Raw genomic sequence first — 18,221 nt, 5'->3', positions numbered from 1 at the left:
GTTAATCAACCGGGCAGGCAATTAAATATAAAAATTGTTTGCATTTAAATATTCTATAATTACATTTGGTTCAGATATGACAACAATATTCTCAAATAACGCATGGTGGTGGCACTTTCTTAATAAGAAGGAGTGAACGGCGTTATTGTGAGATTTTTATAGATCTTTTAAAGTATTAGGAAAGCCCGCTGTTCACACAGCGGGCTTTTTTTGTTTTAAACCATTAAAATTAAATGACAATCAAACTTAACACAACCTCAAAAAAATTACTGGCAGATACCCTCACTCCGGTGAGTATCTACCTCCGGCTCAGGGATAAATTCGCCCAGAGTATTTTATTGGAAAGCTCAGACTACCATGGCACTGATAATAGTTTTTCTTATATCTGCTGCTCTCCAATAGCTTCTTTTAAAGCAAAAAACAATGAGCTAACATTGGATTATCCCGGAAAAGCTCATGAAGTAAAACAAGTAGACAGAACCACCCTGTTAGATGAGCTGAATCAGTTTAAGGATAGCTTTTCTACTGATCCCTCTGAGTACAAATTCGTGACCAATGGCCTTTTTGGTTATATGGCTTATGATGGCGTACAGTACTTTGAGGATGTAGACTTTAAAAATGATAATGAAGATATACCCGATATTTTTTACACTCTTTATCGCTTTGTTATCGTGGTTGATCATTTTAAAAATGAGCTTTATTTATTTGAGCATAGTGTAGAAGGGGAGGGTGAGCAGCAGGTAGATATCCAATATCTGGAGTCGCTTATTAATATCAATAGCAATCCTAAATTTCATTTTCAACTTACCGGAGATGAAACCTCTAATTATACTGATGCCGAGTTTCTGGATATCCTTTCTAACGGCCGATCGCACTGCCACCGGGGAGATGTTTTTCAGATCGTGCTCTCCAGACGCTTTCAAAGCAAGTTTTCAGGTGATGAGTTTAATGTGTACCGAGCTTTAAGGTCAATTAATCCATCACCTTATTTATTTTATTTCGATTATGGTACTTATAAAATATTTGGCTCTTCTCCAGAATCTCAGATAGTGATCAAAGATGGAGAAGCCAGTATTTTTCCTATTGCCGGTACTTTCCGCAGAACAGGTAATGACACTGCAGATGCAGAGCTGGCTACCAAACTATTTGCTGATGAAAAAGAGAACTCAGAGCATGTAATGTTGGTAGACCTGGCCAGAAATGACCTGAGCCGCAGCTCGGAGAAAGTAGAGGTAGAGGTGTTTAAAGAGATTCAATACTATTCTCATGTTATTCATTTGGTGTCTAAAGTTACGGGTAAGCTGGCTGAAGGATCATCTCCATTAAAATTGGTAGCAGATACTTTCCCCGCAGGTACGCTCTCAGGTGCTCCCAAGCATATGGCCATGAAGCTTATAGATAAGTATGAGAACCGAAGCCGTAGTTATTATGGTGGCGCTATTGGTTTTATTGGTTTCAATGGAGATTTTAATCATGCCATTATGATTCGCTCCTTTTTGAGTAAGGAAAACGAATTACACTATCAGGCAGGTGCCGGTGTAGTGGCTAAGTCTTCACCCGATAGCGAGCTTCAGGAAGTAAATAATAAACTGGCCGCTTTAAGAAATGCATTGTCTACTGCAGAAACCATAAACCGATAAATGATAATGAAAGTATTGATTTTAGATAATTACGATTCTTTTACCTATAACCTGGTACACATACTTCGTGAAATGGATAATGTGGAGCTAGATATTTTCAGAAATGATAAGATAGCTATTGAAGAAGTAGAGAAATATGACAAAATCTTAATATCTCCGGGGCCGGGTATTCCAGAAGAAGCAGGTATTTTAAAGGCTGTAGTAGAAACTTATGGTGCTACTAAGAGCATCTTGGGTGTTTGTTTGGGGCATCAGGGTATAGCAGAGGTGTATGGTTGTGAGCTTTTTAATATGCCAGAGGTGCTGCACGGTATTGCGGGTGATATTACCGTGAGCAAGACTGATGATTATATGTTTAAAGGAGTGCCTACCAAATTTAAAGGATGTCATTACCACAGCTGGGCAGTAGTTCCGGATAGTGTGAGCGATCAAATACAGGTCACTGCCACAGATGAAAAAGGAAATATTATGGCACTATCTCATGTGAAATATGATGTGAAAGGGCTGCAGTTTCATCCTGAGTCTATCCTTACAGAAAATGGTAAGGTTATGTTAGAAAACTGGATAAAGAATTAATAACACCCTTGTGGTAAAATAAAAGAATCAAATGAAAGATATTTTAAACAGACTGATAGAACATAAATATTTGAGCCGAGAGGATGCTAAAAATATTCTTGTGAAGCTGGCTCAGGGTGAATATAATCAAAGTCAGATAGCCGCTTTTCTTACCGTATATATGATGCGTACTATTACTGTAGATGAGCTTCAGGGCTTTAGAGATGCTATGCTGGAACTGTGCGTGCCCGTTGATATTGCTGAGTATGATGCCATAGATCTGTGTGGTACCGGTGGTGATGGCAAAGATACTTTTAACATTTCTACGCTATCTTCTTTTGTGGTGGCCGGTGCAGGACAGGCAGTAGCTAAACATGGTAATAATGGTGTGTCTTCTGTATGTGGCTCTTCTAACCTGATGGCTCAGTTTGGGTATGAATTCACCAATAATATAGACGAGCTGAAAAGAGGGCTTGATGAAGCAAATATCTGCTTTTTACATGCGCCTTTATTTCATCCAGCTATGAAAAATGTAGCTCCCATAAGAAAAGACCTGGGAGTAAAAACGTTCTTTAATATGCTGGGACCTATGACTAATCCTTCCAGACCTAAAAAGCAGCTTGTAGGTGTATTTAGTTTGGAGTTAGCTCGTTTGTATGGTTACTTGTACCAGAAAACTGATAAGCAATTTGTAATACTTCACTCATTAGATGGTTATGATGAAGTATCGCTTACCGGTGGTTTTAAGGTAGTTTCTAATAGTGGTGAGCAGCTCATTATGCCAGCAGATATTAATAAGCCAGTGCTAAAGCCAGAAGATATTTACGGGGGTGAAACCATAGAGGAAGCCGCTAAAATCTTCAATGATGTTTTGAATGGAGAAGGAACTCCGCAGCAAGAAGCAGTAATCATAGCTAACGCCGGTATGGCGCTATATGCTGCTGATCAGGAGGCAGACATAGAAGCCAGTATGCAAAAGGCCGAAGAGTCTTTAAAATCAGGAAAGGCCAAAGCGGCATTCAAGAATTTAGTCAATAAAAAGAAAAGCTATACAACCCATTAAGTCATGAATATTTTGGAAGAAATTGTTGCGCACAAGCGTAAAGAAGTAAATGATAAGAAGAATTTATTTCCGGTCACTTTATTAGAGCAAAGTATATTTTTTCACACTAAAACAGTGTCATTAAAGAAATATATACACCGTGAAGATAAATCAGGAATCATAGCCGAAATAAAGAGGAAGTCCCCATCTAAAGGAGTGATTAACCCTAATGTGTCTATAGAAAGGACTTCTATTGGGTATATGCAGGCCGGAGCTTCTGCCTTATCAGTGCTTACTGATACAAAGTTCTTCGGTGGTAAAAATGAGGATTTAACTACGGCTCGCAAGTTTAATTTCTGCCCTATTTTAAGGAAAGATTTTACAGTAGATGAGTATCAGATTATTGAAGCCAAATCCATTGGAGCCGATGCCATATTGTTGATAGCTGCTGTGCTTACCCCAGAGGAAGTGAAAGCTTTTGCTAAGCTGGCGCATTCACTAGGCTTAGAAGTGTTGTTAGAAGTACATAACGAAGCAGAACTTGACCGCTCATTTAATGAATATGTTGACCTGCTTGGAGTAAATAACCGGGATCTTGCTTCTTTTAAAGTGGATCTTAATACTTCTATTTCACTTTCTGAAAAGGTGCCTGCCGGCGTGGTTAAAGTAGCTGAAAGCGGCATTAATGAGCCAGAAGATATTGAATTGCTTAAAAAGCATGGCTTCGAAGGTTTCCTTATCGGAGAAAGGTTCATGCGCTCAGCCAGGCCTGAAAAATCAGCGGAGAGTTTTATTGAAAAGTTGAGCCTTCATGATAAAGTGAATTATGCCAAAGCTTAAAGATATAAAGCTTAAAGTATGCGGCCTTAGAGATAACATCGAAGAGGTAATAGCGCTTAAGCCTGATTATGTGGGGTTCATATTTTATGATAAATCTCCCCGATTTGTAGGAGATCTGGATCCCGGAGTTTTGCATAATATTCCTGATTCTATTAAGAAAATCGGCGTTTTTGTAAATGAAGACCTGGAAGAGGTGCTTCATAAAGTAAAGACTTATCAGCTTGATCTGGTGCAGTTGCATGGCTATGAAACTGTTGAATACTGCGCTAAGCTGAAAGAAGAAGGCGTTCAGGTAATTAAGGTATTTTCAGGTAATAATGATCTTGATTGGATGGAATTTAAAGTTTATGAAGAAGCCGTTGATTACTTCCTTTTTGATACACGCACCGAGAAGTTAGGAGGCACCGGAAAGAGCTTTGACTGGTCTCGCCTAGAAAAAGTTCACCTAACCAAACCCGTGTTTATCAGCGGAGGTGTAGACCTGGAAAACGTAGAAAAGGTTTCTGAAATTAAAGAAGTGCATATTCATGCGGTAGATGTGAATAGTAAGTTTGAAATAAGCCCCGGGCTTAAAAATATTAATTTGTTACAACAGCTTAAAGATAAAATGCTATGCGATACAGTGTAGATGAAAATGGTTATTATGGCCAGTTTGGCGGGGCTTATATCCCGGAAATGTTATATCCTAATGTAGAAGAATTAAGAGAGAATTACTTATCAATCATTGGTGATAGTGCTTTTAAGGCCGAGTTTGATAAGCTTCTTAAAGACTATGTGGGCAGACCAACGCCCTTATATTTTGCTAACAGGCTTTCTGAGAAATATGGTGCTAAAATTTACTTAAAGCGAGAAGACCTGTGCCACACAGGAGCGCACAAAGTAAATAATACCATCGGTCAGATTATACTGGCAAAAAAGCTCGGTAAGCAAAAGATTATAGCTGAAACCGGAGCAGGGCAACATGGTGTGGCTACAGCTACCGTATGTGCACTGATGGGTATGGAGTGTATTGTGTACATGGGCGAAATTGACATGCAGCGACAAAAGCCTAATGTGGAGCGCATGCGCATATTAGGCGCCGAGGTGGTGCCTGCTAAAAGTGGCAGCAAAACCCTGAAAGATGCCACTAATGAAGCTATGAGACATTGGATCAGTAATCCCGTAGATACGCATTATATTATTGGTTCGGTAGTCGGCCCTCACCCTTATCCTGATATGGTGGCTCGTTTTCAGAGCGTGATCAGCGAGGAAATGAAATGGCAGCTTAATGAAGAAGAAGGAACGGAATATCCTCATTATGTGATCGCCTGTGTAGGTGGCGGAAGTAATGCTGCCGGCGCATTCTATCATTACCTAGATGAAGAGAAAGTGAATTTAGTAGCTGTAGAAGCAGCGGGAAAAGGTGTGGATAGTGGTGAATCTGCCGCTACATCTTATTTGGGTAAGCCTGGTGTGCTTCATGGAAGTAAGACATTGCTTATGCAAACAGCTGATGGTCAGGTGGTAGAGCCTTATTCTATTTCTGCGGGCTTAGATTATCCTGGTATAGGCCCTATGCATGCGCATTTGTTTGATACTGGCCGGGTGAAGTTCGAAAATGCTACTGATGAAGAGGCTATGGAGGCCGGAGTAGAGCTGAGCAAGCTGGAGGGTATCATTCCGGCAATAGAATCTGCTCATGCCTTGGCAGCATTAAAAAAGATGTCTTTTGATGCTTCTGATATTGTGGTGATCAACCTATCAGGTAGAGGAGATAAGGATCTTGAGACCTATATCAAATGGGGTAAATATTAATGTAATGAAGAAGCTATTAACACTAAACCTTTACCCTAACAGATAATTTTAAATGGAAACAATGACTACAAATAGAATAAATGAGGTTTTTCAGAATAAGAAAAACGTCCTTTCGGTTTATTATACGGCAGGTTTTCCCGAACTTAATAATACACTGGCCATTGCCCAAAATCTGGAAGTGGCAGGAGCTGATATTATTGAGATAGGTATGCCTTTCTCAGATCCTGTGGCTGATGGCCCTACTATTCAGGAAAGTAATAAAAAGGCTTTAGAAAATGGAATGTCTATTCAGTTGCTTTTTGAACAGCTGAAAGAGGTTAGACAGAGCGTTTCTATTCCTATTATTCTTATGGGCTATATCAATCCCGTACTCCAGTTTGGTATTGATGCGTTTTGTGAAAAGTGCGAAGAAGTAGGAGTAGATGGACTCATTTTGCCAGACCTGCCTATGGCAGAGTACCTGGCTTTGTATAAAGATAAGTTTGATGACCATGGTATTAAAAATGTATTCTTGATTACGCCTCAAACCTCAGAAAACAGAGTGCGAGAAATTGATCAAAATACTGATGGATTTATCTATATGGTGTCTTCGGCCAGTACTACAGGAGCCAGAGGTTCTTTTTCTGAAGAGCAGATTAGTTACTTTGAAAGAATAAAAAAGATGGATTTGAAAAATCCTACTTTAATAGGTTTTGGTATTTCAAATAATGATACATATGAGCAGGCTTGCACTTATAGTAGTGGTGCTATTATAGGCAGTGCCTTTATTAATTGTATAGATAGCTCAGGAATAGAAAAGGAAATTATTAATCAATTTGTAAAGGATATTAAAGGTTAAGTTATGATTATCCAGTTAGAAAAAGACCTGTCATCAGATAAAAAGAAGGGTATCATTGAAAAGGTGAACTCGCTGAAATACAAAACCACGGAAGTGAAAACTCAGAAGGGAGAGTATATCATAGGTATAGGAAAAAGCGATTTTGATATTCGTGAAGTAGGCCAAATGCCTGGTATAGAAGATATTCACATAGTCTCTGATGATAATAAATTGGTTTCACGTAAGTGGAAAGTAAAACCCACTACCATAGACCTGGGTGATGACGTAAAAATAGAAGAAGGCGGAATGGCTATTATGGCTGGTCCATGTTCTATAGAAGGTGAGGAGCAGATAGAAAAGACGATTGCTCACCTAAAGGCCAATAATATTAAAATTATGCGTGGAGGGGTGTATAAACCCAGAAGTTCTCCATATTCTTTCAGGGGATTGGGGATAGAAGGCTTAAAAACATGGTATAAGCTGGCCAGAGAAGCTGGCATCAAAATCATTACAGAGGTCATGCAAGTGTCTCAGATAGAAGAAATGTATGATTATGTAGATATCTATCAGGTAGGAGCCAGAAATACGCAAAACTTTAACCTTTTAGATGAGTTGGGCAAAGTGGATAAGCCTGTGTTAATCAAAAGGGGTATTTCAGGTACTATAGATGAGCTTTTAGGTTCTGCCGAATATGTTTTTTCTGCCGGTAATGAAAATCTCATGCTTTGTGAGAGAGGTATTCGTACTTATGAACGCGCCAGCAGAAATACTATGGATATCAATGCCATAGCCATATTGAAAGAGAAGTCTCATTTACCTGTGATTGCAGATCCTTCTCATGGTATAGGCCTGAGAGATCATGTAGAGCCTGTAGCGTTGGCTTGTGTAATGGCTGGGGCCGATGGCATTATCTATGAAGCTCATGAGCTACCAGATGAAGCCTGGTCTGATGGTCAGCAAACGCTCAACTTCAGGCAATCAGAGAAATTGATTGATAAAATCCGTAAGGTTTTTGAACTGAGAGAGAGCTTTTAATTAAAAAGTTAGTTTCTTGCTTTTTTATTTAAGAATAAATTTTACATTTGCCTTCACATGACAAACATGAACAACAAATATTATTACTTCTTCTTTTTTTACCGAATCAAAGCATTCGGAATAGGAGTTGTATGTTCATGACCAACTAGAAAGAAATAATTGAATATACCAAGCCTGGTTCCGAAAGAGAGCCAGGCTTTTTTATTTTATATAATTTTTAAAACAATGAAACCAATTACGAAATCTGAGAAAAGAGTGATCCCTACTTTAAAAGACATGAAGCAGGTTTATGATCGATTTACCAACCTAAGTCAACAAGTATGGTTTTTCTTTTATTACTGCAGAGTAGTAAACTTCTCAGGTGTTACGGTAGGTTTTAGTGGCTAATCATAATGCTTAGGAGCATTCTTATGCAAGTAAAAAGGGTTGTGTAACCCGCATAAGAGGCTCATTAGTAGAGGATTAAAACATTATTCAATTAGTAAAAGATTTTAAAAAAGTAAGTTATGATTGTCCAGTTAGAAAAAGACCTGTCGTTAGATAAAAAGAAGGGTATCATTGATAAAGTGAACTCACTAAAATATAAAACCACTGAAGTAAAAACACAGTTGGGTGATTACATAGTAGGAGTAGGAAAAGGCGATTTTGATATACGCGAAGTAGGTCAGATGCCAGGGATAGAAGATATCCATATTATTACTGATGATAATAAGTTGGTTTCACGCAAGTGGAAAGTAAAGCCTACCACTATAGACCTTGGTGATGGAGTAACCATAGGAGAGGGAAATATGGCTATCATGGCTGGTCCGTGCTCCATAGAAGGTGAAGCGCAAATAGAAAAGACTATTGCGCACCTCAAAGCTAATAATGTGAAGATCATGCGTGGTGGTGTTTTTAAACCCAGAAGTTCTCCTTACTCATTTAGAGGCTTAGGGCTTGAAGGTCTTAAAATCTGGTATAAACTGGCTAGAGAAGCGGGCATAAAGATTATTACTGAAGTGATGCAGGTGTCCCAGATAGAAGAAATGTATGATTATGTTGATGTATATCAGGTAGGAGCCAGAAACGCTCAAAACTTTAATTTATTAGATGAGCTGGGCAAGGTAGATAAACCGGTATTGATCAAAAGAGGCATTTCTGGTACTATTGATGAACTTTTAGGTTCTGCCGAATATGTTTTTTCTGCCGGTAATGAAAACCTCATGCTTTGCGAAAGAGGAATACGTACCTATGAACGTGCCAGCAGAAATACGATGGATATAAACGCTATATCTATTTTAAAGGAGAAATCGCACTTGCCTGTAATAGCTGACCCTTCTCATGGCATAGGCCTTAGAAATCATGTAGAGCCGGTGGCGCTGGCCTGCGTAATGGCTGGTGCCGATGGAATCATATTTGAATCACATGAAAAGCCAGATGAAGCCTGGTCTGATGGGCAGCAGACGCTTGACTTTGTGCAATCAGAAAAATTGATAGAGAAAATTCGTAAGGTTTTTGAATTACGAGAGAGCCTTTAATTAAAAAGTGATTTTCTTGTTTTATTTATTGAGAATAAATTTTAGATTTGTCTTCGTATGACAAACATGAGCAGCAAATATTATTACTACTACTATTACCGAATCACATCATTCGGAATTGGAGTTGTATGTTCATGACAGACTAGAAAGAAAATAACTGAATATACCCAGCCTGGTTCCGAAAGAGAGCCAGGCTTTTTTATTTTAAACTAATTTTAAAAACAATGGAACCAATTACAAAATCTGAGAAAAGAGTGATCCCTACTTTAAAAGACATGAAGCAGGTTTATGATCAGTATACTGCCGAAGACCAAAAAGTATGGAATATCCTTTATGATCGTCAGATTGTAAACATGCCCGGTGCTGCTACGGTAGAGTTTATGAAAGGGCTTGATGTGGTGAAGTTTACTAATGAAAGCATACCAGCGTTTGATGAGACTAATGCTATTCTTCGTGAAGCTACAGGCTGGGAATTAGTGGCTGTAGAAGGCATTGTAGACGATAAATTGTTTTTTGAATTAATGTCTAATAAGAAATTTCCTGCTACTACCTGGCTTAGAAAGATGGAGGAGCTGGATTACCTGGAAGAACCAGATATGTTTCATGATGTATTTGCGCACGTGCCATTGCTTACTAATCAGGCTTTTGTTGATTACCTGCAAGCGCTGAGCGAAATAGGAGCCGCTCATGCTAATGATCCTGAAGCCATTGAGTTACTGTCAAGAATTTACTGGTTTACCGTTGAGTTTGGCCTTATCAGAGAAGAATCAGGGCTTAGAATTTACGGGGCTGGCATTCTTAGTTCTGTGGGAGAAACTCATTTTTCTTTAAGCGATGAGCCTGAGCATTTTGCTTATGACGTAGAGCAAATTTTAGATACTCCTTTTAGAAAAGATGCTTTTCAGGAAAAATACTTTATCATTGAGTCTTATGAGCAGCTTTTTCACTCAATAGAAGAGGTGAAAACACGCTTAAATGAAAAATTGCAAAGTAAAGTAGGATAAGTGATATGATAATTTCAACAGCTGATCGGCTAGGACAGGTAAAGGAGTATTATTTCTCTAAGAAGCTGGCCGAAGTGAGGAAAATGCAGTCTGAGGGTAAAGATGTTTTAAACCTTGCCATTGGTAGTCCTGATCTCCCTCCTGCAGAAGCTGTCCTAAACAAGGCTTCTGAAGAAATATTTAAACCGGTTAATCACGGCTATCAGTCTTATACCGGGCTGCCAGAACTTAGGGAAGCCATGAGTCAGTGGATAGATAGGGTATTTGAAGTAAATTTAGATGCTACCACAGAGATTCTGCCACTGATAGGCTCAAAAGAAGGCATCACACACATTTCCTTAACCTTTCTAAATCCTGGTGATCAGGTTTTAGTGCCTGAGCTTTGCTATCCGGCATATGGAGCTGTGGCGGAAATGTGTGGAGCGGAAGTCATTCGTTTTCCTCTTCTTCAAGATAATGGATGGCAACCTGATTGGCAGTTTCTTGAGCAGTTAGATTATAGTAAGATCAAGCTTTTATGGCTCAATTACCCGCATATGCCTACTGGGCAGCCGGCAGATGTAGATACCTTGACCAGGTTTGTGCAGTTAGCCAGAGAAAAGCAAGTGTTGCTTTGTCATGATAATCCTTATAGTATGATTTTGCCTTCCGGTAAACCGTTGAGCATATTTTCGGTGCCGGGAGCTAAAGAAGTAGCTTTGGAGCTTAACTCTATGAGTAAATCTTTTAATATGGCAGGCTGGCGTATCGGCTGGGTGGCAGGTGCTCAAGAGTATATTCAGGCCATACTTAAGATAAAAAGTAATGTAGACTCAGGCATGTTTAAGCCTATGATGCTGGCCGCTGTGGAGGCATTGAAGCTGGGAGATGAATGGTTTGACAGTATCAATGAAGTATATGCTCAAAGAAGAGTAAAAGCCCAGGCTATAATGGATAAATTGGGTTGTACTTATAGTGCAGATCAGCAAGGAATGTTTGTGTGGGCACAGATACCAGATGAGGTGAATAGTGCTGAAGATTTAGTGGAGCGACTTTTACATGAAAATCATGTTTTTATTACACCGGGATTCATCTTTGGCGATAAAGGTAAAAAGTATGTGCGCATATCATTGTGTAGTGATGTGGAGGTGTATGAAAAGGCATTAAAAAGACTTTAACAATATGAAAATAGCTTTAGTAGGTGTAGGCCTCATCGGTGGCTCATTCGCCTTGGCAGTAAAGCGTAGAAGACTTCATGTAGAAGTTATTGGCGTAGATAAGAATTCTGATAATATACAAAAGGCTTTACAGCTTGGTATTATTGATGGAGAAGCTAGCCTGGAGGAGGCAGTCAAGCAGTCAGATGTGGTGATTTTAGCCATTCCTGTAGATGCGCTCACCTCGCTTTTACCTCAGGTGATGGATCTGGTTGATGATGGTCAATTAGTGATTGATTTTGGCTCTACCAAAGGAGCAGTGTGTACAGCTGTGGAGGACCACCCTAAGCGCCATTGCTTTGTGGCAGCTCACCCTATGGCAGGTACTGAGTATTCAGGGCCGGAGGCCGCCTTTTCTACCCTTTTTGAAGATAAAATTATGATTCTTTGTGAAGAAGAGAAGAGTGGTGATGAGCAGCTCAATCTATTTCAGGAGATATGTAAAAATCTGGCTATGAGAGTGGTGAATATGACTCCCAAAGACCATGATTTGCATATAGCATACGTGAGTCATTTGAGTCATATATCTTCTTTTGCCTTGAGCACCACGGTGTTAGCTAAGGAGAAGGATGAAAAGCACATTTTTGCTATGGCAGGTTCCGGTTTTGCTTCTACAGTACGATTGGCTAAAAGTTCACCGGCTATGTGGTCTCCTATTTTCAGGCAAAATCAGAAGAATTTATCTGGTGCGTTAGATACTTATATTGCTCAATTACAACAATTTAAGCATGTGTTGGATGCAAAGGATGCAGAGGCCATGGAATCATTTATGAAAGAGGCGAATAAAATCAGACCTATTATTGATGGTATTAAGTAGGGCCTCCCTTTTAAATAAAAAACACTGAAATACAGTTACTTATCAGTATTAAAGCATAAAATAAAACCCCGAAATTAGCTATATAAAGCTTTTTTCGGGGTTTTTGATTTGTTAAATTGTAGTGCCTAATCACAATTAACACTGCAATATATGAGAGATCAAGAGCTTTTCCAACCGCAAGATTACTTAACTCCAAAATGGTACTTATTCAAGAATAGCAAATTAGGTAAGGTTTATAATACTATTCCTTGGAGTCAACTTTCAGAATGTTTGCCAAAGGAAAATAGAGGCCCAGGCGCACCCCGCTGGTTTTCGGCCCAAGGCATGTTTGGTCTAATGTTTCTAAAATCTTATTTAAACCTGAGTGACGAGAAGTTAATAGAACGATTTAATACTGACTGGAGCCTTCAGCTTTTTTGCAATAAATTGTTGGATGATAACCAAAGAATTAAGGATAAGGCCATTTTAAGTAGAATAAGGACGTATATGGCTGATAATACTGATTGGCAACAACTTCAGGAAGTACTCATTCATCATTGGAAAAGAGATATGAATAATACGCATGTTCTCTTAATGGATGCCACTTGCTATGAAAGTTATATTCGTTTTCCTACCGACGTTAAGCTAATCTGGGAAAGTTGTCAATGGGTGTTTGAAAAACAGCTTTACAGATGGTGTAAAATATTAGGTGTAAAGAGGCCTCGCTCCAAATATATAGATCAAAAACGCAAGCAGATGTCTTACGATCGTAGTCGAAAAAAGACATACAAAGCTGGACGCAAGCGTAAAAAGGCATTGATATATCTACTGTCCAAAGGGCTTGGACAGCTGCAGTACTTACTCAATGAAAACCCACAAATACAGCTTCACTTTCAAGAGCGATCATACCTAAAAACAATAAAGAAGGTACTTGAGCAACAGCAATTCTTGCAGCATCATCCAGCTAAAGAATTGAAAAACAGGATAGTATCGCTTCCCAGACCTTATGTCAGGCCTATCGTACGAGGCAAAGAAACTAAAAGGGTTGAGTTTGGAATGAAAGCCCACATGCTTCAGGTTGACGGCATCTGCTTTATTGATGCCATGGAGTTCAGGGCATTCAATGAAAGTACCAGACTAAAAATAAGTAGTTTAAAACATAGATCGATATTTGGCTCCCTTCATCAGCTGGGGGCGGATCGTATTTATGCCACTAACGCCAACAGAAAGTATTTAACAGTAAGGAAAGTGTTCACTTGCTTTCCAAAGAAAGGCCCCAAGGTAAACAAACCTCAGGAAAGCAAACTCAGAAGCCTCATCTCTAACCAGAGAGCAACCGTGATGGAAGGAAGCTTTGGTACCCATAAAACGGCTTACGGCCTGAATAAAATCAAGGTTAAGGGAGAAAAACGAGAAATGATACATGTATTCTTTGCCGTTATGATGGCCAATGCTGTTAAGATGAGCAAAAAGAAATCAGAAGACATACCACTACTTCAGGCCGCCTAAACCTAAATCAGAAAAGCCCCAGGGATCGGTGTGTCTATACTATTCTAAATCGATATTCCTTCAGATTTATTAATAAAACCACTCACGATTTTGCACTTTTCGAAGACGCTAAAGCGGAAGGTGTTCAGATTTATAACAAAAAAAGCTGGACTTAATCAGTCCAGCTTTTATATCTTGTTTTGATTTATGCAATTATCAAGGGAGGCCTAAGTAAGGCTTTTGGGTAGGCCTATCTGTACTGTGAAGGTAGTGAAGGTGTTTACTTTGCTTTCTACGGTAATGGAGCCATTTAACTTGGTTACAGCCAGGCTTACCAAATAGAGCCCCAGCCCGCTGCCATTGTGGATATCATTGGCTTTGTAAAACATATTAAATACTTTGTCCTTTTGGTCAGGTTCTATTCCAATACCTGTGTCACTCACCGTAATAGTTAGCTTATCTTCTTTCTTTCTTATTTTGATATCTATGGTGTGCTCTTCCCTGGATTGTCTTTTATAAACAATGGCATTTTCCAGTAGGTTGCTTAAGATAATATTAAGCCGGTATTTGTCTTGTTTAACGCAGAGGTTGTCCTTAAAATCAAAAGTGTATTTAGTGTTAGTATCTTGATCATCAAGATGTTTTAAGCTGTTTTTAATGTCGCTAAGTAAGGTGGCAATGTCTACCTCTTCTATTACTACTTCTGCAGTCATAAGATCGTGCACCTGAGTGAGCTTGGTCAGGGTAGACTTCATATTATTAGCCGTATAATCAATCAGGTTAATGTAGTTTTTAGTAGGACTATCCTCAATCTCAAGTTTGGCGAGAGAAGTAAGTCCGCTAATCCTGCTGATAGGCCCTTTCAGGTCATGCGAGGCTCGGTAAATAAAATGATCCAGCTCCTTGTTCGTCTTTTGGAGCTCGGTGAGCATAGATTTAATCTCTTTGGTTCTTTCTTCTACTTGTAGCTCCAGGTTGCTGTTAAGTTCTTGTAGGGCCAGATTAGTCTGGTAGGTTTTTTTCTGAGCCTGACTGAGCTCCAGGTTTTTGACCTGAATGTCGTCTCTTTGGGCTTTGATCTGCTCAAATTGATTCTCTAGAAGGCTCTTCTGTTTTTCTATTTCCTTTTTCTGAGTAATCACTTCAAAAGTTCTGTCTGCCACTATGAGCTTAAGTTTTTGACGCTGCATACGTACCCTATAGGTATAGGCAAGTACTACGCCCCATATTATAAAGGCTAATAAAATAGTGTAGCCTACGTAGGCCCACCAGGTCATGTACCAAGGAGGTAATATGGAGAAAGAGTAGGTGGCTTCTTGGCCTTCTACTCCGTAAATATTTTTAGACTTTACGTGAAATACATAATCTCCGGGGGGTAAGTTACTGTATTCTTTTTTATAACTAGCATCCCATCGAGACCATCCTTTGTCTTCATTTTCCAAATAATAGCTGTATAAATTGCTTTCAGGCACCTCGAAAAAAGAGGCACTATATTGAAACGCTATTTCATTGTGCTCAAAATCCAGAGTAGGGGTAAATATCTTGTTCTGTTTAGAAAGTAAAGTAGGTATCTTTTCCTTTTGATTAGATTCATAATAATGACCTAGGAAAATAGCAGAATCCTGCGACGTTACTCGCCTGATAACTGTGGGGTAGCTTCGGGTGTAGTCTTTTTTTATGCGATAGTCAAAAGTATAGAGTCCATTGCTGGCGGCTACCCATAAGGTGCTGTCAGCATAATAAATCAGGTTAATAGAGGTATTCGGAATCCTTTTAAAAGGAGTAATTATTTCTTTGCCTTTATCCGTAAGGTGTACCAGTTTATTGTGGTTAGTTTTATTGATAGTAGACAGCACAATACCTTTTTCTGATTTAGTAGCATAGGTAATGTTATACGGCTTTTTAGAAAGAGATGAGTCTACTGAGAAGGTTTGATCTTCAGGGTTGAAATGATAAAGCCCTTTGCTGGTAGAAAAGAGTATTTTGTTGTTGATATTGAAGATGTTGATGTCATTTACATCAGGTAATTCATTGTCAGTAGTGAATTTATTTATTATGACGGAATCACCATTAATATTGTCTAATTTATAAATGCCATCAAACTTAGAATGAAGCCATATAGTACTGTCATTTATCTGCATAATATCATTAAAATGCCGGACTTTCAATGGTATTTTCTTTATTACCTTAAGTTTGGCCTCTGGTTCTTTTGAAAGAATGTTTAATTGGCCAAGAGAACCTACAATGAGGTGATCGTTCCAGGAGCTGAGTTTGGAGATTAGTTTTATTTCTGATACTTCAGTCAAGCTGCCGTTAAGTTGATAGAGGCCTGCTTCGCTGCCTATCAGTAATTTATTGTTAAAAACAGTTAGGCTCCATACTTTCGCATTTATACCGGCTACTTTTTTAAGAGAATTACCTTTTTTTGAAAATAAACCAGTGGTAGTACCCATATAAATAGTCTCTCTCCATTTTATTAAGGAGAGGATAGAGCCTGTTTCATCATAGATGTCTTTTGATATTTTTAAAGGAGATGAGGTTTCAAAGTGTGATATATTCTCTTGAGAGGCACTCCAGAGATTTCCATTATCATCAAAATAGAGCTCTTTGATCGTTTGATTTTCCAGAAAGCCGCTTTTTATTGGATTATAATCCGGTGTTAGAAAGTATAGCCCCTTACTTTGTGTGCCTATGGCCTTATTGTATTTCTGGGTTGAATTGTAACTGCTTGCGAAGGAGCTAATGGGGGAATCTGTGATTGAGTTTTGTAGCCTTTGAATATGTCCGTTTTTGTAGGAGTATAGCGTATTTTTATTAGTGCCAATGATGATTTTACCATCCTTTTTGTCTATATAGGCAATGTTTTCATAAGTGAGTTGATCAGTGCCTTTCAGTTTTACCAATGTTTTCTCTTCAATCTTATAAATTCCATTTTTATAGATATAGGTATAGATTTCATTATCTACTTCAAAAAGTCCTCCTAATAGCCCATTATCAGTTTTAATTTCGAATATAGAATCATTTTTTATCCCCACAATACACTGATTGGAATAGAAATAAGTAATCTCATCTGTGCTTTTTATGTCAAACCAGCTATGGATTCTGGTTTCTTCAGAAAGGCTGCTATTTAATGATTCAAAGTGAAGTTTCCCTTTAATGTCTGGTTTTAAATAACCGAGATCACCTTTGGAGCCAACGAATATTTTTCCTTTGGCATATGCTACTGATAAACCTATATTTTGTCCTTCAAGAGGAATAAGCTCCCAGGTGGAGCCATCAAATATTAGAATGCCTTGGTAATTAGCGAAATAGAATAAGCCATTTTCATCCTGAGTTATAGACCAGTTAGATGATGAAGCATTATAGTCTGAAGGGGTGTAAGTAGTGAATGGTATATCTTGAGCCACTGAAATGGAGCTCAAAAAAAAAGCAAAATAAACATGTAACCCACTTAAAAAGAGGGCTTAAGTGGTTAGGGTATTCTTTATTACGACAAAAAAAAATAGCATCCATTAAGGTTAATGGATACTAAAATAGTTTAACTGTTGGTAAAAAGAAAAAATGAATTTAATATTTTCTTATCTGCTTTATATAACTAGGGGTGTACTTCTGAGGAATTACCTCATACCATTTTAATAAAGTTTCAGCGCCCAGATAGTCATAAATAAGACTATACTGCTTTTCTATGCTCTCTTCATAAGGATTAGCTGCCTTGTTCTCCTTGATAAGCTTGTCCCTTTCTGCTTGCTCTTTTTTACTTGTAGGGTGATGATGAATGAATTTATTGAACTGCTTTTTGCAAAATTTTGTATACACACTGGTGTATAATATGAACGTGTGCCACATCTCATCAATGATCAGTAAAGGACCATCAATAAAAAGATTAAAACCTTCTTTTTTAATACATTGGTCGGCTAACCAAAGCCATTTTTTGGTTTCTAAAAAAATCTCCTTTGCTTCCTCTTCTGATACATTGTACCTATCAATAAAGCCTTCTATCACTAACTCTTCGTTTTCACAATCAAGATACTTTTCCAGTTTCATTTCCATACCGTTAAAATTTAAAAAAAATCGGGAGTCACGGGTTCAGGGTGACTCCCAATGGTTTTTATTACTCATTTCCACCGATGATACTGCACTGTATCAGGCAGGGGCTACTGAAGTTGTCTTTGTTGTTTTGCATTAGTTTGGAAATTAACTCTTCTTTCTTCTGCGTTTCCTTGCTTTTAGTTACTACCGTTTTCATTTTGTAAATAGTTTAAATAGTTATAAATGTTTTGTAATACAATATTATAGCTATTTAAATCTATGATCAATAAAAAATATAAGAATATTTTAATCATAAATAATAAATGTTATAAATATTTTATATTAATTACCAATGAAATGTATAGTTGAAATTTTAATACAAATAATAATATTCCCATGATTTATAAAAAAATACGTTGATGTAAGATTTAAGTAAGAAATAATGTAGAATTTAAAATTTCCTGTATC

General features: G+C 38.2%; 17 protein-coding genes. 14 read left to right on the top strand and 3 right to left on the bottom strand.

All coding sequences use genetic code 11. The features are described 5' to 3' along the window. Positions 1-233 precede the first annotated feature (233 nt). The 14 genes from LVD15_RS25855 (at position 234) to LVD15_RS25790 (ending at position 13,745) form a co-directional block, all read left to right on the top strand. Positions 234-1,640: an anthranilate synthase component I family protein gene (locus tag LVD15_RS25855; RefSeq protein WP_233778076.1), complete on the top strand. Its 1,407-nt coding sequence runs from the start codon at positions 234-236 to the stop codon at positions 1,638-1,640. 6 nt (positions 1,641-1,646) lie between these two features. After that, the gene (locus LVD15_RS25850; protein WP_233778075.1) at positions 1,647-2,216 is read left to right on the top strand and encodes an anthranilate synthase component II; all 570 of its coding nucleotides are present in this window, start codon (positions 1,647-1,649) and stop codon (positions 2,214-2,216) included. A 31-nt stretch (positions 2,217-2,247) separates the two neighbouring features. Next, positions 2,248-3,258: an anthranilate phosphoribosyltransferase gene (trpD, locus tag LVD15_RS25845; RefSeq protein WP_233778074.1), complete on the top strand. Its 1,011-nt coding sequence runs from the start codon at positions 2,248-2,250 to the stop codon at positions 3,256-3,258. Between the two features lie 3 nt (positions 3,259-3,261). After that, the gene (trpC, locus tag LVD15_RS25840; protein ID WP_233778073.1) at positions 3,262-4,077 is read left to right on the top strand and encodes an indole-3-glycerol phosphate synthase TrpC; all 816 of its coding nucleotides are present in this window, start codon (positions 3,262-3,264) and stop codon (positions 4,075-4,077) included. Beyond that, entirely contained in the window at positions 4,064-4,705 is a 642-nt protein-coding gene (locus tag LVD15_RS25835) for a phosphoribosylanthranilate isomerase (RefSeq protein WP_233778072.1), read from the top strand. Before trpC ends, LVD15_RS25835 begins: the two co-directional genes overlap by 14 nt. After that, a complete protein-coding gene (gene trpB / locus LVD15_RS25830) occupies positions 4,690-5,871 on the top strand; it encodes a tryptophan synthase subunit beta (protein WP_233778071.1) in 1,182 nt (393 codons plus the stop codon). Before LVD15_RS25835 ends, trpB begins: the two co-directional genes overlap by 16 nt. 52 nt (positions 5,872-5,923) lie before the next feature. Then, on the top strand, positions 5,924-6,709 hold the full coding sequence (gene trpA, locus LVD15_RS25825) for a tryptophan synthase subunit alpha (protein ID WP_370687386.1): 786 nt from the start codon (positions 5,924-5,926) through the stop codon (positions 6,707-6,709). Between the two features lie 3 nt (positions 6,710-6,712). Then, a complete protein-coding gene (aroF, locus tag LVD15_RS25820; RefSeq protein WP_233778069.1) occupies positions 6,713-7,723 on the top strand; it encodes a 3-deoxy-7-phosphoheptulonate synthase in 1,011 nt (336 codons plus the stop codon). A 225-nt stretch (positions 7,724-7,948) separates the two neighbouring features. Further along, on the top strand, positions 7,949-8,110 hold the full coding sequence (locus tag LVD15_RS25815; RefSeq protein WP_233778068.1) for a hypothetical protein: 162 nt from the start codon (positions 7,949-7,951) through the stop codon (positions 8,108-8,110). Between the two features lie 119 nt (positions 8,111-8,229). Next, positions 8,230-9,240: a 3-deoxy-7-phosphoheptulonate synthase gene (gene aroF / locus LVD15_RS25810; protein WP_233778067.1), complete on the top strand. Its 1,011-nt coding sequence runs from the start codon at positions 8,230-8,232 to the stop codon at positions 9,238-9,240. A 224-nt stretch (positions 9,241-9,464) separates the two neighbouring features. Continuing rightward, on the top strand, positions 9,465-10,244 hold the full coding sequence (locus LVD15_RS25805) for a phenylalanine 4-monooxygenase (protein ID WP_233778066.1): 780 nt from the start codon (positions 9,465-9,467) through the stop codon (positions 10,242-10,244). A gap of 5 nt (positions 10,245-10,249) precedes the next feature. Beyond that, the gene (locus LVD15_RS25800; RefSeq protein WP_233778065.1) at positions 10,250-11,401 is read left to right on the top strand and encodes a pyridoxal phosphate-dependent aminotransferase; all 1,152 of its coding nucleotides are present in this window, start codon (positions 10,250-10,252) and stop codon (positions 11,399-11,401) included. Between the two features lie 4 nt (positions 11,402-11,405). Continuing rightward, positions 11,406-12,257 (top strand): prephenate dehydrogenase, encoded by an 852-nt coding sequence (locus LVD15_RS25795; RefSeq protein WP_233778064.1) that lies wholly within the window; start codon positions 11,406-11,408, stop codon positions 12,255-12,257. A gap of 150 nt (positions 12,258-12,407) precedes the next feature. After that, positions 12,408-13,745 (top strand): transposase, encoded by a 1,338-nt coding sequence (locus LVD15_RS25790; RefSeq protein ID WP_233776421.1) that lies wholly within the window; start codon positions 12,408-12,410, stop codon positions 13,743-13,745. Positions 13,746-13,951: 206 nt separating this feature from the next. Here LVD15_RS25790 and LVD15_RS25785 read toward each other — a convergent pair whose 3' ends face one another. From LVD15_RS25785 to LVD15_RS26980, 3 genes are all read right to left on the bottom strand, one after another. Next, on the bottom strand, positions 13,952-17,131 hold the full coding sequence (locus LVD15_RS25785; RefSeq protein ID WP_233778063.1) for a sensor histidine kinase: 3,180 nt from the start codon (positions 17,129-17,131) through the stop codon (positions 13,952-13,954). 160 nt (positions 17,132-17,291) lie between these two features. Then, complete coding sequence (locus LVD15_RS25780) at positions 17,292-17,768, bottom strand: UCP032817 domain-containing protein (protein ID WP_233778062.1); 477 nt, start codon at positions 17,766-17,768, stop codon at positions 17,292-17,294. A 67-nt stretch (positions 17,769-17,835) separates the two neighbouring features. Then, entirely contained in the window at positions 17,836-17,970 is a 135-nt protein-coding gene (locus tag LVD15_RS26980) for a hypothetical protein (RefSeq protein ID WP_255763343.1), read from the bottom strand. Positions 17,971-18,221: the final 251 nt, after the last annotated feature.

Origin of the sequence: Fulvivirga maritima, assembly GCF_021389955.1 — a bacterium.
Classification (GTDB): Bacteria; Bacteroidota; Bacteroidia; order Cytophagales; family Cyclobacteriaceae; genus Fulvivirga; species Fulvivirga maritima.
The sequence above is the reverse complement of the archived record's forward strand: the minus strand, read 5'-3'. Positions and strand labels throughout refer to the sequence as shown.